24 protein-coding genes, 1 pseudogene and 1 riboswitch are annotated in these 22,408 nt (G+C 41.5%); of the genes and pseudogenes, 14 read left to right on the forward strand and 11 right to left on the reverse strand.

Translation table 11 applies throughout. The features are described 5' to 3' along the window. Positions 1 to 163 precede the first annotated feature (163 nt). The 4 genes from BLT94_RS10350 (at position 164) to BLT94_RS22525 (ending at position 2,446) form a co-directional block, all read left to right on the forward strand. Positions 164 to 508, forward strand: a complete 345-nt coding sequence (locus tag BLT94_RS10350; RefSeq protein WP_014957203.1) for an antibiotic biosynthesis monooxygenase family protein — start codon at positions 164 to 166, stop codon at positions 506 to 508. Positions 509 to 594: 86 nt separating this feature from the next. Beyond that, positions 595 to 1,593 (forward strand): potassium channel family protein, encoded by a 999-nt coding sequence (locus BLT94_RS10355; protein WP_014957202.1) that lies wholly within the window; start codon positions 595 to 597, stop codon positions 1,591 to 1,593. An 82-nt stretch (positions 1,594 to 1,675) separates the two neighbouring features. After that, positions 1,676 to 1,891, forward strand: a complete 216-nt coding sequence (locus BLT94_RS10360; RefSeq protein ID WP_014957201.1) for a DUF3820 family protein — start codon at positions 1,676 to 1,678, stop codon at positions 1,889 to 1,891. Between the two features lie 9 nt (positions 1,892 to 1,900). Then, positions 1,901 to 2,446, forward strand: a complete 546-nt coding sequence (locus BLT94_RS22525) for a rhomboid family intramembrane serine protease (protein WP_092233652.1) — start codon at positions 1,901 to 1,903, stop codon at positions 2,444 to 2,446. A gap of 180 nt (positions 2,447 to 2,626) precedes the next feature. On the opposite strand, the gene BLT94_RS10370 is transcribed toward BLT94_RS22525, so the two are convergent. Beyond that, positions 2,627 to 3,241, reverse strand: a complete 615-nt coding sequence (locus tag BLT94_RS10370) for a pyridoxamine 5'-phosphate oxidase family protein (RefSeq protein WP_092233654.1) — start codon at positions 3,239 to 3,241, stop codon at positions 2,627 to 2,629. 24 nt (positions 3,242 to 3,265) lie between these two features. Beyond that, on the reverse strand, positions 3,266 to 3,523 hold the full coding sequence (locus tag BLT94_RS10375; protein WP_092233656.1) for a hypothetical protein: 258 nt from the start codon (positions 3,521 to 3,523) through the stop codon (positions 3,266 to 3,268). An 825-nt stretch (positions 3,524 to 4,348) separates the two neighbouring features. On the opposite strand from BLT94_RS10375, the pseudogene BLT94_RS22645 reads away from it, so the two are divergent. The 4 genes and pseudogenes from BLT94_RS22645 to BLT94_RS10395 all read left to right on the forward strand — a co-directional run. Continuing rightward, positions 4,349 to 4,567: pseudogene (locus BLT94_RS22645) on the forward strand (hypothetical protein); the annotation flags it as partial. After that, a complete protein-coding gene (locus BLT94_RS10385; RefSeq protein ID WP_014957197.1) occupies positions 4,557 to 6,125 on the forward strand; it encodes a PAS domain-containing sensor histidine kinase in 1,569 nt (522 codons plus the stop codon). The pseudogene BLT94_RS22645 and the gene BLT94_RS10385, both read left to right, overlap by 11 nt. 2 nt (positions 6,126 to 6,127) lie before the next feature. Further along, positions 6,128 to 7,474, forward strand: coding sequence for a sigma-54-dependent transcriptional regulator (locus tag BLT94_RS10390; protein ID WP_092233658.1), 1,347 nt, complete (start codon positions 6,128 to 6,130; stop codon positions 7,472 to 7,474). Next, positions 7,471 to 7,998 (forward strand): archaemetzincin family Zn-dependent metalloprotease, encoded by a 528-nt coding sequence (locus BLT94_RS10395; protein ID WP_092233660.1) that lies wholly within the window; start codon positions 7,471 to 7,473, stop codon positions 7,996 to 7,998. The genes BLT94_RS10390 and BLT94_RS10395 overlap by 4 nt, the downstream gene beginning before the upstream one ends. Positions 7,999 to 8,012: 14 nt before the next feature. Here the strand turns inward: BLT94_RS10395 and BLT94_RS10400 are convergent, their stop codons facing one another. After that, positions 8,013 to 8,933, reverse strand: coding sequence for a glycine cleavage system protein H (locus BLT94_RS10400; RefSeq protein WP_014957194.1), 921 nt, complete (start codon positions 8,931 to 8,933; stop codon positions 8,013 to 8,015). Positions 8,934 to 9,542: 609 nt separating this feature from the next. Between BLT94_RS10400 and BLT94_RS10405 the strand changes: the two genes are divergently transcribed. After that, complete coding sequence (locus BLT94_RS10405) at positions 9,543 to 10,373, forward strand: cytidylate kinase family protein (RefSeq protein ID WP_092233662.1); 831 nt, start codon at positions 9,543 to 9,545, stop codon at positions 10,371 to 10,373. A gap of 235 nt (positions 10,374 to 10,608) precedes the next feature. On the opposite strand, the gene BLT94_RS21995 is transcribed toward BLT94_RS10405, so the two are convergent. After that, positions 10,609 to 10,782: a hypothetical protein gene (locus tag BLT94_RS21995; protein ID WP_158406088.1), complete on the reverse strand. Its 174-nt coding sequence runs from the start codon at positions 10,780 to 10,782 to the stop codon at positions 10,609 to 10,611. 401 nt (positions 10,783 to 11,183) lie between these two features. Between BLT94_RS21995 and BLT94_RS10410 the strand changes: the two genes are divergently transcribed. The 5 genes from BLT94_RS10410 to BLT94_RS10430 all read left to right on the forward strand — a co-directional run bounded on the left by BLT94_RS10410 (position 11,184) and on the right by BLT94_RS10430 (position 13,840). Further along, positions 11,184 to 11,630 (forward strand): Hsp20/alpha crystallin family protein, encoded by a 447-nt coding sequence (locus BLT94_RS10410; RefSeq protein WP_092233664.1) that lies wholly within the window; start codon positions 11,184 to 11,186, stop codon positions 11,628 to 11,630. Between the two features lie 38 nt (positions 11,631 to 11,668). Then, complete coding sequence (locus BLT94_RS10415) at positions 11,669 to 12,055, forward strand: Hsp20/alpha crystallin family protein (protein WP_092233666.1); 387 nt, start codon at positions 11,669 to 11,671, stop codon at positions 12,053 to 12,055. A 105-nt stretch (positions 12,056 to 12,160) separates the two neighbouring features. Then, positions 12,161 to 12,724, forward strand: coding sequence for an Hsp20/alpha crystallin family protein (locus BLT94_RS10420; RefSeq protein ID WP_014957189.1), 564 nt, complete (start codon positions 12,161 to 12,163; stop codon positions 12,722 to 12,724). Between the two features lie 281 nt (positions 12,725 to 13,005). After that, positions 13,006 to 13,425, forward strand: coding sequence for an Hsp20/alpha crystallin family protein (locus tag BLT94_RS10425; RefSeq protein ID WP_014957188.1), 420 nt, complete (start codon positions 13,006 to 13,008; stop codon positions 13,423 to 13,425). 34 nt (positions 13,426 to 13,459) lie between these two features. After that, positions 13,460 to 13,840, forward strand: coding sequence for an Hsp20/alpha crystallin family protein (locus BLT94_RS10430; protein ID WP_014957187.1), 381 nt, complete (start codon positions 13,460 to 13,462; stop codon positions 13,838 to 13,840). Between the two features lie 169 nt (positions 13,841 to 14,009). Here BLT94_RS10430 and BLT94_RS10435 read toward each other — a convergent pair whose 3' ends face one another. The 7 genes from BLT94_RS10435 to BLT94_RS10460 form a co-directional block, all read right to left on the reverse strand. After that, positions 14,010 to 16,175 (reverse strand): TonB-dependent receptor, FCYXU motif-type, encoded by a 2,166-nt coding sequence (locus tag BLT94_RS10435; protein ID WP_175530320.1) that lies wholly within the window; start codon positions 16,173 to 16,175, stop codon positions 14,010 to 14,012. A 260-nt stretch (positions 16,176 to 16,435) separates the two neighbouring features. Continuing rightward, positions 16,436 to 16,648, reverse strand: a complete 213-nt coding sequence (locus tag BLT94_RS21775; protein WP_139169011.1) for a hypothetical protein — start codon at positions 16,646 to 16,648, stop codon at positions 16,436 to 16,438. 65 nt (positions 16,649 to 16,713) lie between these two features. Then, positions 16,714 to 17,337 (reverse strand): class I SAM-dependent methyltransferase, encoded by a 624-nt coding sequence (locus BLT94_RS10445; RefSeq protein ID WP_092233672.1) that lies wholly within the window; start codon positions 17,335 to 17,337, stop codon positions 16,714 to 16,716. Then, on the reverse strand, positions 17,334 to 17,483 hold the full coding sequence (locus tag BLT94_RS22000) for a hypothetical protein (protein ID WP_175530321.1): 150 nt from the start codon (positions 17,481 to 17,483) through the stop codon (positions 17,334 to 17,336). Before BLT94_RS22000 ends, BLT94_RS10445 begins: the two co-directional genes overlap by 4 nt. Positions 17,484 to 17,597: 114 nt before the next feature. Then, a complete protein-coding gene (locus BLT94_RS10450; RefSeq protein WP_092233674.1) occupies positions 17,598 to 19,643 on the reverse strand; it encodes a TonB-dependent receptor in 2,046 nt (681 codons plus the stop codon). 103 nt (positions 19,644 to 19,746) lie between these two features. Beyond that, positions 19,747 to 20,757: a methyltransferase gene (locus tag BLT94_RS10455; RefSeq protein WP_092233676.1), complete on the reverse strand. Its 1,011-nt coding sequence runs from the start codon at positions 20,755 to 20,757 to the stop codon at positions 19,747 to 19,749. Then, positions 20,754 to 22,034: an MFS transporter gene (locus BLT94_RS10460; protein ID WP_092233678.1), complete on the reverse strand. Its 1,281-nt coding sequence runs from the start codon at positions 22,032 to 22,034 to the stop codon at positions 20,754 to 20,756. Before BLT94_RS10460 ends, BLT94_RS10455 begins: the two co-directional genes overlap by 4 nt. A gap of 103 nt (positions 22,035 to 22,137) precedes the next feature. Continuing rightward, a riboswitch (cobalamin riboswitch) is annotated at positions 22,138 to 22,320 on the reverse strand. Positions 22,321 to 22,408 lie beyond the last annotated feature (88 nt).

A 22,408-nucleotide genomic window follows, 5' to 3' on the forward strand; every position in this document is an offset into this window, starting at 1 on the left:
ACTTTCATTATTTATTGAGGGCAAAACCTGGTGAAACACCAAGTCTGCCCGTAGCAAATATTAAAAAGGAAATACCTTTTCCAAGCCACAAAACATAAAGTTTCGAGTTGAATACTATGAAAATCAACTCTTTTTTAAAAAAAACACTGTTAAAGGGGGAATCATGATTGTAAAAGTTATAATCAAAAGGGACGTAACCGATGGAAAGGAAAAAGATTTTTTTGCACATCTTAAAAATCTGCGTTTCAATGCAATGGATCAAAAAGGATATATTTCAGGAGAAACACTTATTTGTGCGGAAAAGACAAACAAAGTGATGGTGATCAGCAAATGGGAAAAACTCGAAGACTGGAACAATTGGAGAAACAGCAAAAAAAGAATGGAATTGGATGGCAGGCTCAGTAAACTTCAGGACAACCCGACAATTTACGAACCATATGTTTTCAGCAAATATAAGATGGCTGCCGAACAGGGTTTCCCACTCCCACTCCAGGATCAACAATTGTAAAATTTTATACCTGCCGTCTAAAAACATCCAAACAAATTTAATAAAAAGTTTGTTTAAGGCATTGCAATGATTCCAGTGGTAAAACAATGAATCGACCAAAACAAATCATCACATCCATCCTACTTTTTCTTACACTTATCATCCTGGGGATAGTTGGATATATGGTTATCGAACACTGGCGGTTCATGGATTCTTTATATATGACAATCATCACCCTTGCTACTGTGGGATACGGCGAGGTGAGACAAGTCAGTGAAAAGGGACGCATTTTTACAATTCTGCTTATTCTTCTCGGCGGCGGGTTTTTCCTGTATTTGATCAGTGATATTATTAAATTCCTGGTGGAAGGGCGAATCAGACTTGTACTTGGGAGGTATAAATTGGACAATCAGATCAAAAAACTTAAAGGGCACTACATTGTCTGCGGCTATGGAAGAATCGGCAAGCTGCTGACTCGATATCTTATTCAAAAATATATTGATGTGGTGGTGATAGAACGCGATCATGATCTTGTGGAAACCATGAATGAAGACGGCATCCTGTATCTTATGGGCGAGGCTGCCAATGAGAACCTTTTGATAAGAGCCGGGATTGAAAGAGCTGTGGGAATAATAGGCGTGGTTGCAACAGATGCGGAAAATGTTTTTCTGGTATTGCTTGCCAAGCAGTTAAATCCCAAACTTTTTGTGGTGGCACGGGCAACTCAGGATTTATCCAAAAAAACATTGCTGGCAGCAGGTGCGGACAAGGTCATATCGCCTTATGATATTGGCGCAAGGCGCATGGCCCATGCCATTCTTCGCCCCACGGTAATTAAGTTTCTTGAAATGGCTTTTGCCGATGACACAACCGATATTCAGATTGAAGAACTCTTAGTAAAACCAGGATCAAAACTGATAGGCGTAAAACTTATTGATTCCGGAATACGAAAGGACATGGATCTGATTATAATCGCCATACAAAACAAAGAAAACCGCATGATTTTTAACCCCAAAGCAGACACAAAACTTGAACAAGGAGATATAGTTGTGGTTATGGGGTGCGCAAAAAGCATCAAACAACTTGAGCTTGCCCTGCACGGTTAATTATTTTATTATCGGTTTTTGTATTGTTGACATTCTATCTCAAACCATAACAGCTCTTTTTTTTTAGGGAAACCACTTTATAATGACTAAACTTATTCAAACTGATAAAGAAGCATTCATTGCACTTGCAACTGCAAAAATGCCATTTGGCAAATATAAGGGGTTGCGCTTAGTAGATCTTCCGGAACGGTATTTGGTCTGGTTTTCACAAAAAGGTTTCCCGGAAGGAAAACTTGGAGAGATGCTGCGGGCTGTTTATGAAATCAAGCTTAATGGACTTGAATATCTTTTTAGATAAGGACTGCAGATGAAGATCAAATACAATGCACCGGTAATTTTGACCTATGCGATATTCTCTATATGTGTTTTGACGTTTTTGAGCAATGAAATTTTAGCAAAATATTTTTCTTCCCCTGCCAATTTATCATTCTCAAACCTGTATTTTTATCTCAGATCAGTGTCTTATATTGCCGGTCATGTCGGTTGGAATCATCTCATTGGAAATCTGATGATAATTCTTCTTGTCGGCCCTTTGCTTGAAGAAAAATACGGTTCCGGTAAGCTGTTAGAGATGATCTTGATCACAGCAATATCCACAGCATTATTAAACGCTTTTTTATTCTCAAATTCTCTTATAGGTGGCAGCGGCATAGCATTCATGCTGATTTTGCTCAGTTCTTTTTCAAACATCAAATCCAAAGAGATACCCTTGACATTTATAGTGATTGCAGTGCTTTTTGTTGGGTCTGAAGTGGTTTCGACTTTAAAAATAGACAGGATCTCACAATTCAGCCACCTCGCCGGAGGATTTATTGGAGCGGGTTATGGATTTGTTCGAAGCTGTAGAAAATGAATAAGAGCTATGATGTGAAACCTGTTTTGATCATGTTAAAGGTGACACCAGAAAACTCAGCACCCATCTCAAAGAAAAAGTGGGCAATTTCCATATCAAAGCCGGGAGGTTCGAAACCCTACTGAAGAACCCGATATTCACTTAAGCAAATTAAGCTTAAGTGAATTGTGCCATAAAAGATCAAGGGATTATCCATGATGCGTCAATGTGATCTTTCTCCCAGTGAAATCTCGCCCGGAGGTGACCCGTCAATTTTAGCATCAGCCAGTCCATTTGATCGAATCGGCAGACAATAACGGCAAAGTTTTTACGGGCTTCAGGACAGTCAAACAGCTTAGACGTCTTATCACGAAGAAAATTCGGCAGGCCTGAAGTAGGTTTCTCCGTGACCGAACCTGGCGGGATTTCAGCACAATAATTAATTCGACTTGTCAGGCGCACCTTTTCCCATTGAGATTCAGCAATTTTATCATCGGTATGGATCACAGCTTTTCCTGAAAGGCGAAGTTGCAGCCATTCTTCAGGATGATAAAATAACCAGCTCACATTGGGATTATCTTGGATCTGTGAAACCTTGGGAGTTCGAGCATCACAGTGACATATCAAAGTCCTGTCCTCTTCTGAAAAACCCCTCAAAATGACAGTTCGCACATCGGGTTTGTTACCATTCATGGTGGAAAGGACTGGTCGATAAAACGGATGCTTGAAGTTTTCAACGCCTTTATGCAAAAGTCTCCAGCTTGTATTGAGGACATCGTCCAGTTTTGAAATGGTTTGTCTTTTTCCAAATACCATGTAATTTTCCTGTGCATTTTTTTTTTATGTTTGCTGATCTCTTTCAATCACCCTTATTTTTTTAAAACTTGTCATTAAACCCATTGCTGCTAATTTAGCATAACCATGCTCATTGAGAATAGTATGCAATAACTCATCAAATTTTTCTTCAATAGCCGGGGTGAGCAGTTTGTTTGTTTCAATTCCATTTTTTTCTGCAGCCCTAATTAAAGTTTCTTTTGTTTTTTTGATGGCCACATCATCTGCCATATTCTTTGCAACACTCAATAACTTTTTCAACATGATTTAAAATCTCCAATTATTTCCTTTCACGCAAAGAATATGGCATAACCAAAGTCCTATCACAAGACAATAAACTAATAGCCGAAAGTTCAGGTTTGCGGTCGTGGGGTGGAGTTCCATGTGTAATCCAGGTATTCAATACCGATTTTATTCATTTAACCCTCCATCCTTAACTTGCCGGTATTTTTTGATTCTCTCGACTGACTCAGGGCCGAATTTTAAAAGCAGGTTTATTATTTGTTCCACCTGATGTTTATCAAGGCTGAACAAAATTTTGTTTTCATTCTCCTTTATAAAAACACCGGCGCTCCCGTCCGGTCTCTGTTGTGGTTTGATTTTTTTTTAAAAACCTGGCAACATAACAAATTAAAAGGCACGCTCGGGCCTCGACGCTGAAGCCCCCGCATTTCATCTGCCAGTCCTGCCTATTTTGAAATCAAAGCCGATCACCGATGATGCCGGTAATGTGTACGCCCTGACAATTGTTGAAAACCAGTCCAACTATACCTTGATCAGCACCCTTTTTTATCCTGGATATTATTTGAATTCATGAGTATCTTGAGCATCCAGATTGATGCAAGTTATGATTTTTTGAAGAATAAGTTGTTTGAATGAATCTAAAATCATATACTATGACATAATTCAAAAGGATTAATCAACAACTCAGGAGAGTTCATGAATATCCTAAATTTTCTATTTTTTTTCACTGCAACTATGTTGAGTTTTTGCAGATATCCGGCAAACTCATCTGAAAAGCTGAAACCTGTTACGATACAGTTAAAATGGTATCATCAATTTCAATTTTCCGGATAGTATACCGCTGTTGAAAGAGACGTTTATGCTAAAGAAGGGCTTGATGTCACCTTGCGGGAACGCGATCTATCAGTTGACCATATTCAGGAGGTCGTCAAGGGTAAAGTGAAGTATGGTGTGGTCGATGTCAGAGTAATCGAACCCGCATCGCTTAAAAACGAAATCCAGGCAGAGGTCGTCTCAATTGCGGGGCAGTATAATCAAACTGGAGGGTGGCCGAATGGAGACTAAAAACAATATCCCAGGGAATCATGAAAATGCCACGTTCTCACTTAATATCGCCATTGTGGGCGGCGGCCGGACCTGCCGATTTTTCCTTGGACTCATCCATAATGATCCTTTTCCCTTTTTCGATATCAAAATACTGGGGGTGTGCGATAAGAATGCTCGTGCAGAGGGTATCCTGCTTGCCGAAAAAATGGGAATTTATACGACCGATGATCTCCATGATTTGCTGAATATCGAACACCTTGACAGTGTCCTGGAGCTTACGGGTAGCCGGAACGTACTGCTTGAGATCATCCGTTTGAAACCCAAGGGCGTCGGTGTCCTTGAGTACAATATCAGCAGAATACTGCGCAACTTATTGGATACGAACCAGCGGCTGAAATCAACTGAAAAGAAGCTTATTGCCGAAAAAACCTTTTCCAACTTACTGATCCAGCAGAGTACGGCTGCAATTGTCATCATAAACACGGATTTTACCATTGTCGATGTCAACGATGCCTATCTTAATACGGTAAAAAAAACAAAGGACCAAGTTATCGGCGCCCATTGCCATGAAATTTCCCACGGAATAAAGGCCCCTTGTTCAAGTGCTTTTCCCGGGGTGAAATGCCCCATGCTTGAAACGTTAAGAACCGGCAAAAATGCCCATGTGATCCATGATCATCCAGGACCGGACGGTCATAAGATGTACTGCAACCTTACCACCTATCCAATTAAGAATGACGACGGTGATGTCATACAGGTTATCGAGTTCTGGCGGGATATTACGGCTGAGTTCTCAGACCGGTGGAACAAGCGGGTTAAAGAATTCAAATCCGATATCCAGAAAATGATCCAGGAAGACCGGATGATTTCTTTAGGCAAATTAGCGGCAAGCTGTGCCCATGAAATCAACAACCCCATCCAGGGAATTTTAACATTCTGTGATTATATGCTGGATATTTTAAATGCCGGACGCCCAGAGGATGATGACTTAAAAAAATTCAAAGACCATCTGTCGCTCATGTCAACGGAACTGGAGCGTTGCGGGAGTATCGTTTCCGGGATGCTCTTCTTTGCCAGGGAATCCGGCCTGGAACATAAGCATATCGATTTAAACGAAGTTTTAAATGCAGTTCTCTCCCTTACCCGGCATAAGCTGGAACTCGGGAATATCAAACTGGCAACAGATCTGTACCCTGCTCCGCTAATTCTTGAAGGGGATATCAACCAGCTTCAGCAGTGTTTCCTGAACCTGATTTTTAATGCCAATGAATCAATGCTGGACGGTGGGGATCTGGTCGTTACATCCTGGATGGATAAGGAATCGGAAAACGCCTGTGTTGAAATCCGGGACACCGGGTACGGCATTCCGGAAAAGTTAAGGGATAACCTGTTCGATCCTTTTTTTACCACAAAGGATGTCGGCCAGGGTACGGGGCTGGGACTGTCCATTGTACACGGCGTGGTCAAGAACCATAAGGGGACTATAAAAATCAAAAGCAGGGAGGGAGAAGGCTCTGCATTTACACTGACTTTCCCTGTAATATCTTCGGTTGACCATGATCCTGACGGAGGATAAGCATGGATAATAAAATTAGAATCATGATTGTGGATGACGAGCTGATTGTTCGGGAATCTCTTTTGACCTGGTTTGAAAAATACGGCCATGAAATGGATACTGCCGCTTCCGGTTTAGAAGCTCTGGAGAAACTTGAACAAAAGCCTTTTCAGGTAATGTTTGTGGATATTAAAATGCCGGGTATGGACGGCCTTGAACTGCTTGAGAAAGTAAAAGAGGAATACCCGGAGATCATGGTGGTGATCATTACCGCCTACGGTTCCATTGAAAGCGCGGTAAAAGCGATGCGCACCGGTGCCAGCGACTATTTGCTTAAACCTTTCAAGCCACGCCAGCTGTCACTGGTGATGGAACGGATCTTCCGACAGCAGAAAATCACATCGGATTATTATTATTTAAAAGGACATCTGGAACAGATCACCCGGTTTGACAACATCATCGGCCAGTCAGCACCCATGAAAAAACTGTATTCATTAATCCCGGAAGTGGCGCAGAGTGATTCGTCCGTTTTGATCACCGGAGAAACCGGTACGGGAAAAGAACTGGTGGCAAAAGCCATCCATGCCAAAAGCCCAAGGGCAGAGCTTCCCTTTATTGCCATCAACTGCGGCGCACTGCCGGACACGCTCATGGAAAGTGAATTGTTCGGGCATAAAAAAGGGGCGTTTACCGGGGCGACACATGCCAGAAAAGGCTTTCTGGAAATAGTTTCCGGCGGCACCCTGTTTTTGGATGAAATCGGTGATATCAGTGCAAAAATGCAGATAGATCTACTCCGGGTACTGGAGGACAAAAAAATATTCAGCGTTGGCAGCAAGACACCTGTTGCGGTTGATTTCCGCCTTATTTCAGCTACCCGGCAAAACCTTGAGAACCGCATCATGGACGGTGTGTTCAGGGAAGATTTCTATTACCGCATTAACGTGATAAAAATCCATTTGCCAACCTTGCGGGAGCGGAAAGATGATATTGAACTTCTAACGGTGCATTTCATGGAAAAATACAGCCATGAAACAACGAAACATGTGGATAGGATCAAACCGGATGCCATCACGCTGTTGAAATCTTACGACTGGCCGGGAAATGTCAGGGAACTGGAAAATGCCATTGAACGCGCCGTTGTGTTGAGTAAATCCCGGACTCTCGGTGCCGGGGATTTTTCATTTCTGCAGCCGGCACGGGCAGCCGTACCTATTGAACAGACATTAAAGGCTGTACAAAAAGAACATATACTTCGGATACTGGATGAACAGGACTGGCAGATTACCCGGTCGGCAGAGATCCTTGGCATAAACCGCGTGACGCTCCATAAAATCATTAAACGGGACAATTTAAAAAAACGTACATGAAAAAACAGATCGGGGTGGTGCCGCTGGGAGAGGTCCCGGCGTTCGTGTTAAAGGTTATCGCAGCCAATGTTACGGCCTATTACAAGTGGCCGGCCATTGTCCTGCCCCGGCAGCCCGTTCCCAGGTCCGCTTTTGATGACAGGCGGCTCAAGTATGATGCCGGTATCATAATCAACAAGCTCGATGCATTGGATTTTAGCGATTATTCTAAAATTGTCGGAGTGATTTCCCATGATATTTTTATTCCCATTTTCAATTATGTTTACGGTCAGGCCGTCCAGGGAGGCAATCTCGCCATAGTTTCGCTGTTCAGGCTGAATAAGAACGCCGACGGATCATTACCGCCGCCTTCCCTTTGTTATGAGAGGGCAGCTAAAGTAGCACTCCATGAACTTGGACACCTGTTCAATCTTTTCCACTGTAATGAAAACAAATGTGTCATGCACTTTACCGGGGCCATTGACGATTTGGACAATATTCCCTTTTATCTTTGCCAGGACTGCGAAAGACGCATGACACCCTGACCGTATCGCCCTTGTTATTTTTTGGTTCTCAAAAACTCCCTCACAAGGATTTCCCATTCGATCTCAGGAAAACTGCCGTATATATCATCTACCGGTTCACCGCCCGTGGCAGCCAGGTCCATGTATTCAGGCTCGATCAGGTGTAAAAGCCTCTGGCTTTCGCGGTCTGTCCATTCAAGGCTTTCTTTTCCGTAAAAAAGTCCCTTATGATTTCGTTTGGGCATGTTTGGCTCAAGGATACAAAGCCAGCCTTCATGGTAAGGGTCTTCATGGACGATTTCCGGGTGTTCCTTTGCTTTGATGTTAACTGCCAGCACATTCCCTGTGACAGGTGAAAGGGCTGTAGCCGTCTTATCTGAGCGGGAAAATGTCAACCCGGCATGATCTTTTTTTAAATTAGTGCCGATGGGGGGAATCAAAATTTTTGAAGGGGGGCCAAAAAGCTTGACCATGAAATCATCAAACCCGACCGTCACCCGGCCGCCGTGCTCGAACCGCGCCCAGGTATGTCCCATGTGATAGTAATAGCCGTCGGCCAGGCGATACCCGGATGCCAGTGTCAAAGACGGTTTTGCGGGGAGCCCGGTCAACTCTTCCTCATCCAGCATCTGGTCATAGGCGCAGTGATAACATTCATAGTTCATAAGACAGGTTTTCAGTGCATGGACGCGACCGGTCAGCGAGTGACGGCAGGGACGGGTGGTTGATTTGTAAATATTTTCTAAATTTTGAGCCCACCTTGAAAAGTCTCTTTGGGAATTCATATGGCGTTTTGCATTCATTTTTTTCTGCATGGCTTTATCAAACGGACAGGTGCGGCAGTCATACGCATTATCGCACAATTTGAAACTGACAATACCCGATTTCATCCAGATACAATCGTTTTCAACAACTTGAAACCCTTTGACGATGTTTTTTTGTTTTTTGGGTATCATTTTTACTCCTCCTTTATATTTAATGGTTAAATGCTTTTATTCATTGATATTGCAAACCCGGTACCACAAGAAAAAAAGATGGAACACCTAAAAGTTATCCTATTGGAATCAAAGGATTATATTGCATTCAGACATAAAAAGATTTCAAACGGCCATGCATGATTGATATATCAATGTATTTTTTTGCTACATGTCTGTCCGCTGTTTTTGAAGATATAAGTTCAAATGGGCTATAGATAGGCGGTCTTGGCCGATGTTGCCAAAAGTTACAGACGTGTAGTGACTTTTCACACAGAATTAGCGCTTATTTTTCTATCAGGTTTTAACAAGGTGACTGTCTTTTCAAACTCTGCCGACAGGGATTTCAATTTCACAGATTTTGATCCTCCCCCCCAATGAAAATTGCTGTTTGAGATCAAAGGAGGTTGACCCGGTTATGCTAATGTATTAAACTTAATGGACGATTGGCTCATTTGATGTAGCGTAGGAAGCAGTCTTAACTCATTGACTTATCTGACTTATCCTCTTCAATTCCGGTTTAATTATCGCGATAAATGATTTCTGGTAATGTAAAAAAAATATGATAATTACTTGAAAAGGAGTTATAAAATGGCAATAATTACTATTTCACGGCAACCCTATAGTTTCGGTGATGAGATTGCTCAAGAAATTGCAAAAAAACTAAATTACAAACTTATTGATAAGTTCATAATTAACAATAAAGTTAAAGACTTTCATTGCAATTTTTCCGATGAACTGCACGATTTGGCGAATGAAAAAGAACCTGGTTTTTTTAAACATTTTTTTAAAAACCCAGAGGTTTACAACTGTCTCGTACAGGCTATCCTTTTTGAAGAAGCAAGTCATGACAACATTGTTATCAAGGGACGTGGTGGTCAGTATATCCTGAATCAGCCCTATGTGTTAAAAATTCGAATTATGGCCCCTTTTAATGTGAGATGTTCTTATCTTGAAAAAAAAGAACGTGTAAATCATAGCCTTGCTGAAAAACTTCTTGCAAAAAAAGATCATGAGCGTGAGTATTTCATACGGTATCTTTTCAAAAAAGATATTTCAAAAACGAATTCATATGACCTTATTTTTACAGGGCAAATCAGCTGTTTTGATCACTATAAACTTGGCGCGGATCTCATTATCTCAACGATTCTTGATTATGCAAAAAAAATTGAAAAAACACAGCCTTTAACAGAAAATAACAAAGATAACCTTAAACGTCTGTCTCTTGAAAAAAGGGTCGAAGCAACGATAAAAAAAGAAATATCCTCCGAGCATGTTGATCTAAATATTGGATGCGAAAAACTGGGTGATATAAAAATTAACGGTTTTGTTGCAGATGAAATAGAACGAAATAAAATATTCAAACTGGCTCAATTATGTCATGGTGTCAATTCCGTTGACAATCAATTGAGTGTAACTTAACCTGGACAAGCCAGAACCAAAGATGTTTTCTGATTTTCTTGCCAAAACAACACGAAAATCAGAGATAAAAATCTAAATGCAGAACTCCTGACATAAAAGTTGAAAATAAAAACAGAATGCATCTGTATTTTAAGATGGATTTTTTATTATTAAAAGAAAAATAAAATTAAGGTGTCCTCATTTAAAGACATCTTTTTTTGAGGACACCTACTGAATCTCTCTGTTTTCAGGACAGCTAAAATTCGGGATAATGTTCAGGTACAAAATCATCATTCACATTGATCAATTTATCCATATCCAGTTCGATATCAGAAAAGTCATTATAATTGTTGTCATACCCACAAACAGAACATATGCGTGTGTAGGGAGATAACAACATTCCACAGTCCATGCAAAAGTCATTAGACATTGTTTCCTCCTTAACAATAATTTAAATTTTTGGTTTGGATTGACACAGCCTTATTTATGTCAATTCCTTAAATCTTTCAAAAAATAATTTCATATTTTATCGTGTCAAGAGTACCATTTTCAGCCCTGTTTTTAATAGCCAAGCCTAAATCAGCTTATGATAAAAAAATGCACTGTCAGACAAAGATTTCTCATGCCATAGAATTTCTCTTTCATCATCTCTGAGTTCCTTTAAAAAGGGAAACAAATATTTTTCATTACTTTATCAATAAAAATTATATTCGTAATAAAAATTATATTGACATGTTGTTTTTTATGTCTATTTTAGTTTCAAATTCAAGGCGGAGGTCGAGATAAACTCAGCCTCACAAACAAAAGAATTAAAGAAAAGGAGTCTCAGCTATGTTTACAAGAATGAATTACATCGACAGAATGTTCGGAGCCATGGATCTGCTCCGGAGCAGAATGGACAGACTTTTCAATGATTTTGACCGATCATGTCTTTATGGGCCTGCCTTCACATTGCCATCTAATTCACCCAGAACCAACCTTCTGGAAAATGGTGACAACTTTGAAGTACAGACTGAAATCCCCGGAATTTCAAAAGATGACCTGAACATTAAAATCCAAGGAAACTACCTCGAAATCAGTGGCAAACGCTCTGTGGATACCCCGGAAGGCTATAAAACCCATTGCAGAGAAAGATGCGGCAGCACCTTCTCACGAAGTTTCACCCTTCCTGACGATGTAAATGCAGATAAAGTTGAAGCTACTCTGAAAGACGGCATCCTTTATCTTACACTGCCGAAATCAGAAGTTGCCAATCCCAAACAAATCACCATCAATTAATCAATAAATAATAGTATCAAATTGATTAGGAGGTTATCATGAGTGACAGAAAAGATATTGCTAAAAAACAAGCAAAAGACATTGAAAAAACCAGGGAATTAAGGACTGAAATCCCATATGTTGATATCTATGAAAATGATGATGAAATACTTCTTCATGCAGATATGCCTGGTGTAAACAAGAATGATGTTTCCGTAAATATTGATAACGGAACACTTTATCTTTCAGGTTTACGACGGTGTGACAACAAAGGGATTTCAACCCGGGAGGAGTTTTCTGATGTTGAATATGTCAGAAATTTTTCCGTACCCCCGAGCATTGATGTTGAAAGGGTGAAAGCAGAACTCAAAGACGGTGTTCTCAAACTGCATATGCCCAAATCTGAGGCGGCCAAACCCAAAATGATCGAGATAAAAGCCGCATAAAATCACCACACCATCTCTTGTCGCAAGATGGCTGCGGAAACTTTCCAGTCAGGAGCATTGCAGCCATCTTGTGCGAAAACAAGCAGCAATAAAAGGAGATGAAAAATGGATATTAAGAAATTAGCACCATGGAATTGGTTTAAAAAAGAAAACGGCGACATTGGCCATACTATTCCTGTAAAGTACAACAACAAAGCAAGTAACAGCTATTCACCAAACTCATTGAGTATCTTTCACGATGAAATGGATCGGTTATTTGATAATTTTGTCAGCCAATTTGGATTGTCACCCTTTAGGCCCGGCTCACGGATGCTTGAGGGAATCACCGGCAGCTTACTAAAACCCCGGCTCGATCTGGGTTCAACTCAGAAAGAATACACGGTTTCTGTAGAAATCCCAGGCGTCAGCGAAAAGGATGTTAGCCTTGAACTTGTTGATGACACATTAATAATCCGAGGCGAGAAGAAACAGGAAAAAGAAGAAAAAAGCAAGAACTTTTACAGACTCGAAAGATCCTATGGGTCTTTTCAACGCACGTTGTCACTGCCTGAAGATGCCAACAAAGATAATGTAAAAGCTGATTTTAAAAACGGAGTGTTGAATATTACTATACCCAGAATGGAGATTGTCGGAAGCCGCGCAAAACAAATTGAAATCAAAGACGGTTAACAGACTGATATCAAACAAAATCACAAGTCAACACAAAAGCAACAAAGTAAACATGAGACCATTTATTATTACTAATAATAAAAATTTTATGAAAAACAATAAAACCCTGTTGACATGAAAAAAACAAGAATTAATTTAGGCTCAAATACAGATAATTTTGTGGGAGCAAAGGTCTTGCAGATAGATTGGACGACACCTTAAATCTTTCATAAATAGTCGAGTCTACTTTGCAAATGGTTCCCGCAACAACTTAAACGCCTATCAAAGAAGGAGGAAGAATTATGCTTACAAGATTAAGTGATATAGACAGATTGTTCGGGTCCATGAATCTTCTCCAGAAGAAACTGGACAATCTTTACGGTTACAGATGGGATTTAGAAGAAACCTCTCCCCGGACAAATCTTTATGAAAACGGCGATAATTTTGAAATCAGGGCCGAAGTTCCAGGACTTGAAAAGGAAGATCTGAATGTAAAGATCCAGGGAAACTATCTTGAAATAAGCGGCACCAGGGGATCTGATGCACCAGAAGGGTATAAAACCCATAAAACAGAACGGGGGGTCGGATCATTTTCCCGAAGTTTTACCCTGCCGTCGGATGTTGACTCCACAAAAGTAGAAGCAACATTAAAAAACGGAGTGCTTTACCTTATTCTTCCCAAACATGAGGCGTCAAAACCCAAGAAAATTAGTATTAGTTAAACTCCAAAATTAATTCATAAAAAGGAGGTTTGCCATGGATAAGGCCCATGAAATCACAAAACAAGATAAAAAAAACGTTAAAAAAACACGCTATGAAGCAACCCCTGCAGTTGATATTTATGAAAACGAAAATGAAATTCTTCTCCACGCAGACATGCCGGGAGTTGTAAAAGAAGATATCTCAGTTGATATTGATAACGGGACATTGTCTATATCCGGTGTCAGGCATCTTACCACAAAAGGAACAGCTACCTATGAAGAGTTCTCAGATGTTGAGTATGTCAGAAATTTTTCCGTTCCCCAGACAATAAATGTTGAAAAAGTTGAAGCTGAGCTGAAAAATGGTGTTTTAAGGCTGCATCTACCGAAATCTGAAGCAGCAAAACCCAGACAGATTGAAATAAAAACCGCTTAATCATACAAACTCACCCGGAGACACTTGATCCTCCTTAAAGAATATTAAGGTTAATCTAAGGTGGGGAGCTTTCTCCGGGTGGCTCCTCATCTTTTACATATTGCCCGATCCAGGGAGAAGGTCTGAAATATAAACGGCGACAGATAGCGGGAATGTAACCGCAGGCACGCTAAAGATCAAAATTTAAAGCAATGCCGTATGTACGATCCGTGGCCGGATACCCGCTGAGATTTTCATAATCTGCATCAAACAAATTGTTGATATAGAGCTTTATAGTTCCGTTTTTAAACATGCCCCAATTTTGGAAAAAGGTTTGTTGAACTGCAAAATCGAAAACATGATAAGCTTCCATGGGAATTTTAGTAAAAACCCATTCCCCCGGTTCAATCTCTTCAGCCTTCTGGGCAATCTGTTTATCCTGGTATTTATAATCCAAAAGCAACAAGGTGTTCTTGAATAAATCATAGCGCAGTCCTGCGTTTACCCGGTGTTTGGCTTGATTATCCAGCCCTGTTTCTCCTGCCGGTTCACCCCCCTTATTGTCAAACGACTGGTAAGCATAACCCAGGTAAAAAGAAAGATCCTCCATAAGATGACCGCTCAACTGCAACTCAACACAATGATGGATGACTTTGTCCAGGTTGATAAGATAATCCTTGTACTCCATACCGGGTGAAACAAGGTTACCGCTTACAGGTGTATATTTTGCGTAATCCCAGTTCCAGGCGATATAGTCGTTTATCTCATAATAGGCGTAGTTGACTTTCATTTGAATATCATTCACCACCCTCCTTGATAATACCAAGTCATAACCCATGCCGTGTTCGGGTTCCATCCATGCACCTGCCGGCATTCCCCGAGGATTATAATCACCATGCCAATCAGGGGCTTTCCAGATTTTGCTGACACCCAAAGACACGGATGTGTCCCTTAGTCCCGGTGCTATGTTGTCCAGTTCATAGGTAAGAAAGGATTTGGGAAGCCACTGGTTCCAGTTACGCTCGATCCACCTGGGTTTTCCAGTAATAAACATGTTGCCGGTGCCAACGCAATAGTTGTCTACCTTGATGCTGACATCTTCATAGCGCATGCCGGCCGTGAGTGTCAGGACGGGTACGATCTGCCAGCGATGCTGGGCAAAGCCTGATATGATTTCTATCCTTTTTTCATCTTTAAAGGAAGCAGGTGAGACCTGGAAAATATCGGAGCCGTCAAAGCACTGCGTAAGATCGGTTCCGATAGTGGTCACATGATTGTCTGAAAATCGTATTGTATCCTGCAGCTTTGCCCCTTGCTGATGCCACTTGGTCTCCCACGAGGCGTCATAAATTCCACTGGAGTTTTTGCTCAGGTATAATTTTTTCCACTTTTCTTCGCTGTAATAGGCATTAAGGTCCAAAAGGCCTATGGGTGTCGCCTGATTGAAATTAAGACGAAATGATGTCGCTGTTTCATCCCATTCCGGATTTTGCCATTCCATATATGAAGAGGCTTCTACCACAGGACGGCTGCTGTCAAAATCTGCAAGGCCCGGATCATTTTTGACGGGTATTTCACGATTTGCTTCGGTATGGAAAACCGTAAGCGCGATGTGGCCGTCTGAAGGCAATATATAACCGATACGCCCAAAGACCGTGTTGATATCCGCTGCCGCATTTCTCAGATACCCGTCGGTTGAATACTTTTGGCTACCCAGATCATAGGTAAAGGCGCTTGCACTGCCTTGTACGTCAATGCTGTGATTCTGAGTGTTGTAAGATTTATAGCCCGTTGAAATAGTTAAATCAGGTTTTAAGGTATCATGCCTTTCAGGGGATTTGGTGATTAAATTAACCACACCCCCGATGCTCTTGGCAGGAAACAGGGCTGAGTGGGGACCTGGCAGAATTTCAATTTTTTCAATCAAAAATGTCGGGAGCAATGAATAGTCTACAATATGAAGCGTGTTGCGCCCGCCGCTCTTGCGAAGGTCTGATCCGTCGATAGCAGTGCTAAAACGATTGCTCCCGAATCCCCGCATCCAAAGGGTGTCATCACCATTCACCAAGTCTCCCGGCACAAGGTCAGAGGCTCCCCTAAAATCAATGATCGGTTGATCCTTGATAATGTCGCCTATGTTTTGGACATTCCCAACTGACTGATATGTCTCAACATCAATAAAAGTCTTTTCCGGGGTATAGGAAATCTGTTTGTCCTTAATTTTGTTGGTGACCACCACCTCGTCCAGAGTATGAGCCTTTTTTTCTTCAGCCCACGCACCAGCCGTTAAAACCAGATACAATAAAATCACCATAAAAACTTTTATTTTTTTTCTTTTTTCCCAAATCAGTTTCATTATTATTTCTCCTGCAACCATCAATTGCTTTTGCTTAAATATAAAAATATTCCGGCATGCAGATTTCAAGGCTGTTGCTGATTGGCAATGCCGGCTCTCTTTATCCTGGGATGAAACTTCTCTGGCAGGTTTCCTGAATTTAAACAAAAAAAAAGCCATAAAGGTTCCTTCCCTTTGCTTGGAAAAAAACCTTCATGGCTTTGATTGTCTGCTGCTCTGCTACAGACTCATAAATATCTGAATCTGCTGTGCAGTTTTTCCTATAAGGCTGTACAGATACCTCGCCTTTCCAAAGGCATGGTACAGGCGGCTTCAGCCGCTTGTTTTTTTGCTTTGCTTGTTGTTCCCGCCAGGGCAATAAGGAGAAAAAGCCCCTGCAGTCCTTGTTTTTCCTGTTGCCGCGCCCGATAAAACTTATAGATGTTGCATTGCGAATCAGCATCTATGGATTTATCAATAAACCAACTGGACATATCCTGTCTTTTGATCAAAGCACATTTTTTTATGAATGCCGCACAAATTGATTTAACAGATCTCCTCAATAATTTTTAACAAACTGAATCAGATAATTATAACCAAGATCAGTAACACCTGTTTTTTCAAATCCTGAATCTTTTATTGACAACTCCACTTCTTCCGGGGACAGGCGCATATGAATCGGTGGGCCAAAGGGCATTTCTTCTTTTTTGCACTCAATAATTGCCAGACGTCCGCCTGGTTTTAAAATACGGCTTACCTCATTGTATATCCCCCTGCCCTGTCTCGAAATGTCAAATATATGCAATACGGTAAATATCAGGCAAATATCAATATCATTATCCTTGACAGGCAGGATACCCAAAAGGTCAGAAACCAATGGTTTAATATTTGTCAGCCCCAGGGATTCAACTGATTTTTTTAAAGCATCAATGGTGGGGGGCCAGTGGTCAATTGCGTACACAAGACCTGAATCTCCAACAATGCCGGATGCCTTAACCGAATAATCCCCTGCACCGCAGCCCAGGTCAAGAACCCTGTCCCCAGACCTGATTTCAAGTGCATCAAAAACAAATTCCGGGTCGTGCATCCAAAAACTGCTTGGCCCTTGTCCCTTATGGCCATGTTTTTGCTTACAATTTTTTCTTGCCATACCTTCCTTTAATACTTCCTCTTTGCTTTTCATTGGTGTTTTCCAGTTTTTTTTAAACGATATATAACAGGAATCTCAATAATTGCCATGGGCAGAGCTGATATTTCACCTTGGTTTGCCCATAACAAATATTGAAAGTCGCTGTTTGGATTTTTGAAGACTTTCATATAAACGGCCATGGTAGATCGCCCCGCCACAACAAGCAATGAAAGATGTTTAATTTCAGTAACTTAAAAAGCATTTCATATAAAAAACACTATGATTAATAAATTCTGCTTGCGTGTCAAAGTTTTTTAAAACCGGTAGACACAATTGATTCCCACGGTTCTTGGAGAAGCGTCAAGCCCTACATCGCTCTGTTCATCAAACGGGCTGACATAGGTAAGGTATTCTTCATCAAAAAGGTTATCGGTCCATATATAGATATCAAAAGACTCTCTTTCATATCCCAGACGAAGGTTTACTGTTTTATAAGCTTTCTGGCTGGATCTGTTTGCAATATCACCATAATAAGCATCGGCTCCCATCAGATCTGCACGGCAGAAAAATCCTTCTTGACTCCGGTATTGAATACCTGCGTTATAGCTATATTCAGGTGCATAGGGAAGATGATTATCCTTATGATCACCCTCAATAAATCTTGAATCAGTATAACCAAGGCCTGCAAATATATCCAATCCTTGGATCGGCGTTGTTTTCAGCTCAAGTTCCAGTCCCCGGGAGCGTGCCTTTGCCGCATTTGTAATACTGTTCAGCAGAGTGCTTGTGTCAAATTGGGTAACCTGTTTATCTTCTATATCAGTATGGAAAAAAGAAAAGTTTGCCATTAGCTTTCCTTCCAGCCATTCTGCCTTGAGTCCCAACTCATAGTTCCAGGTATATTCAGGTCCGTAGGAAAATGTTTCTGTGACGGGATTCATAAGCCAATTATATCCGCCTGCAAGATAACCTTTGGATGCTGATGTATAAATCATAACGGCCCCGGACAAATCATAGGCAAGGGCAAATTTGGGCAGATACTCGTCATAGCTTAAATCCTGGCTGCAATGGCTGTCCCTGGCCGGATCAATAAGAGTTCCCTCCTGGTCCTGGTGATCATACCTAAAACCTGCGGTCAAATGTAATTTATCAAACAAGGAGTAGGTGCCCTGACCGAAAAAGGCATACCCGCTGGTGTCGATATCTGTAATGGGATTTTTGACGGTAATTGCTTTTGAAACAATATCATATTTGTAATTGAAATCCGATTTTTCAAGGAAACCGTAAAATCCTGCCAGCCATTCAAATTTGTCGTTTTGAGAAGAAAACAGACGAAATTCCTGGCTGTATTGGCGCTCCTTGATTTGTAATCTATTCTTCATCCTGTTTGCAGGATCATCCCATAGGTCGTTATCGGCAAGCCTGTCAATTGTCTGGTAAAGGGCACCGGAAACCGAGAGGAAATCAATTGCATCACCCTTGTGTTTTATGCGTAAAACCTGGCTATTTCCTCCCTCTTCATAGTATTCATCTTCATCTTTTCGAACTTCAAAGGGTTTGGTTGCATGAGGGCCGTTTACAAGCCTGTAGGCACCTATATGGTTATCTGCATCTATGTAATCGGTGGTAACGGATATATCCCATTGGCCCATGGGCTTCCAGCGCAGAGTGGTACGCGCATTTGTCTGTTCGGAATCAGCGACTTGGTCATTGTTGTCGGAAAGATTTACAAAATATCCGTCTGAGTTTGTATATTTGACCGCAGCGCCCATAAACAATTTATTCGTTATCAGAGGACCGCTGATATTTGCACCGGATCCAAGTGTATTATCACTGCCGTAGTCCCCGTAAACTTTGCCCTGAAATTGATTGCCGGGCTGCCTTGTAACTATATTGATCACTCCCGATTCGGTATTTCTTCCATATAATGTGCCTTGGGGACCCTTGAGGATTTCTGCCCGTTCCACGTCAAACAATGTGGTATTTTGCATATAGTGCAAAGGATAACATATGTCATCCACATAAAGACCTGCGGGAGAATGAGTGGATGCCCTGAAAGATGGGATGCCCCGGATCACAATAACATGATCAGTATAATTTTGTTTTATATGTACATTAGGAGAAAATTTTGTCAAATCATGGACATTCTTAATCCCTGCATCCTGAATCATGATATCTGAGAAAACATCAACGCTTACCGGCACTTCCCGGACACTGGCCTCTGTTTTCCGGGCGGTTACGGTTATACTTTCCAGTTTACGGTTATGATCTTGTGTCTTATAAAACTCTCCATGGGCATTGATACAGGATGCTCCCAAAATAACAGCCACCATTACGACCATATTATAAATTGACCTCATCTTACTCTTTTAGCTCCTTTTTTTGATTGAATAGAAAAAAAATGTCTTTGCGGCCTGGACAAAATATTCATGACCAGGCCCGCAGCAATGGGAATCTGCTCTCCTATTTCCGAGCTATGTCCATGTCCATCTGCCCCCAGCAGGTCTGCAAAATTCTGGATTTTACGGTTTTAAAACCTGCATTGAGCATGGCATCGGCAATAACGCCTTGGTCAAAGGGCCTCATTGGATTTTGCATGGCCCACACAAGGGTGCAGAAAACAAAAAAATCCGGTTTTGTTCCCTCATGGGTGAGGCCCTCGGACAGGTTGATGAATACCCCTTTGGGGTTAAGGGCTTCATGGATTTTTTTCATGACCTTTTCCATGTTGTTCTGGGCAAAATTCAAAGTTGAACTGGCCCATATGAGATCATAACCCTTGCCCAGAGAATCTTTGTTGAAATCCCCGGCAAGCACATCTATCCTGCTTTCCAGGCCATACTCCCGAATAAAACCTTTGGCCACTTCCACCACAGGTTTTTGATCAAAAACTGTCCCTTTCATGGTAGGGTGTTTATCCACAATGGCAATGCCGAATATTCCAGGTCCTCCACCCAGATCAAGCATCTTTTCAAAAGATGAAAACTCAGGGAGAGCAGACACTATATCCGACATCTGCTGGGCAATACCGGACCTTTCATTATTGGCCATCCAGGTTGCATTATGCCCCCATTTTTCCCCGGTATCCATCCTGTTTTCCAGGGAAGGCGGGCCGTTTAAAACCAACGTGGACAAGTCTTCAGGCATAAGGCCATACATGCTACCCTGGTGAATAAATCCTTTTCCCAGGCTGGTGGAGTATCCTTCCACTAAAAATGTTTGGGCAATCGGGGTGTTGGAATAGATCCCCCTTTTTTTTAAAAGCAAGTCGCATGCTACCAGGCCGTTTAAAAAGAGCATGGTGTTTTTAGGATGGCCGTTGATCACCCGGGCAAGCTGATCTGCTGTTTGTGGTTTTGACAAGTGGTTGAAGACCTTCAGCTTTATCCCTGTGAGTAGCAGACTTGATTGAACAGATGCATAACACATCCTATAAAGTTTTTCAGGGCTAACATTAACTTGGGGTAAACTCATGGGTGTTGCTCCTTTGTTTGATTGGATTGGTAAAAAAAATTCAGCGGGTAGCGCAGCAGACAGATTCCCATAAAAAGTGTCATAAGAGCGCATGTGCCAAGGCCGGTATATAATTTAAAATAGCCTGTAATATCACAAAGATTTCCGGTTATGGGCATAATTCCCAGGCCTGCCAGATGGGTGATACTGCACAATATGGCATAGCGGGTTGCAGAATTGTGCCCCGAACTTAAGGTCATGATCGTGTTGTAAATCAGGACCATAACAATACCGGTCATCAGTTTGTCCCATCCTGTCATAACCATGATCTGCCATATTACGGGGGATAAATTATGAGATATGAAGGCGGAAAAAAAATTAAGCCCTGCAATTCCCGTGCAGCACATTGCAAAGACCTTTCCCAGCCCCAGGCTTTTTAGAAAAAAACCGCCAAAGATAGAACCCAATATGGTCATGGGAGCCCCGACCCATATGTTTAATTTCCCCAGATCAATGCGATCAAATCCCAGGTCAATCAACAGGGGCAGGCGCAATTGGCTGCCGCCCTGACAGGAGATTGTCAGCAATGCTGAGAATATTAAAAAAATCAGGATATTGGGTTGTCTTAAAAATCTGGGTAAATTGAGAGTTAATCTATCCATTATTCCAGAAGATCCGGGCAAAAATCTGAGGGATATCTCATCATGAAATAAGACCGGGATCATCAATATCAATTGCAGCGCTGCAATCATAAGCAGTGTGGTCAGCCATCCCTGGTTCTCATAAACAATTAGGAAAACGCCTGCCCCCAGCATATAGGCTATGACATAAGCCGTCATCTGAACCGTATTGCCCCAGGGCCTCTCATGGGGTTCAAGCATATCTGTTGCATAACCGTCCACTGCAACATCTGTGGTGGCAAATATCAGATTAAGTACAAATACGCAGATCATGAACAATTTTAAGTTTTCTTCAGGTGGCAATACTGCCAGAAACAGCAGGATAATCTCTGAGATAATAAGCAAAGGAACAATCCAGCTTTTGCGCCTTCCAAGGCCAAGGTTGTAAAAACGATCAACAGCAAAAGCATAAAGGAATTTAAGTGCCCAGGGGCTGTATACCAGAGCAGTAAAGCCAATGCTGCCAAGAGATGCTCCATGGCTGCGTAAAATAATGGGTATCAGGGTCCATGAAAAACAAAGAAAAATTTTTTGTACAATATACATGAGAAACAACAGCCCCATTTTATAATGGAATGAGGCAGCAGTTTTAATTATACCTGTATTGACATCTGTCATAAATTTTATCCAAAAAAAAAACCCGTCTTTGATAATCAAAGACGGGATACCGTTGTTAATCCACGTATATTATCTAATGCTCCCCAATCCACGGAGGAACAATGATATTCAAATCATGCAGTCAGGTCTTCTGGCTTCCGGTTCTTATGATTTGCCGGGCCTTCCCGCCTTTAAAGGCAGTGACATATTTCCAGCTTTCATCCCCGGTTACAGCGGCGGGTCCGCAACGGTTTTTCACCGTTTTCCCTTAAAGCTCTTAGGCTTTTACTGCATTAATATTTGCATATGAAAAACAAATTTCATATTATGAAATGTTTAATATACCGCTTACCAAAGAGAAGTCTTTTGCAGAATGCATTTTATTTTATGAGAGC

This window comes from Desulfobacula phenolica (genome assembly GCF_900105645.1).
In the GTDB taxonomy this organism is placed as follows: Bacteria; Desulfobacterota; Desulfobacteria; order Desulfobacterales; family Desulfobacteraceae; genus Desulfobacula; species Desulfobacula toluolica.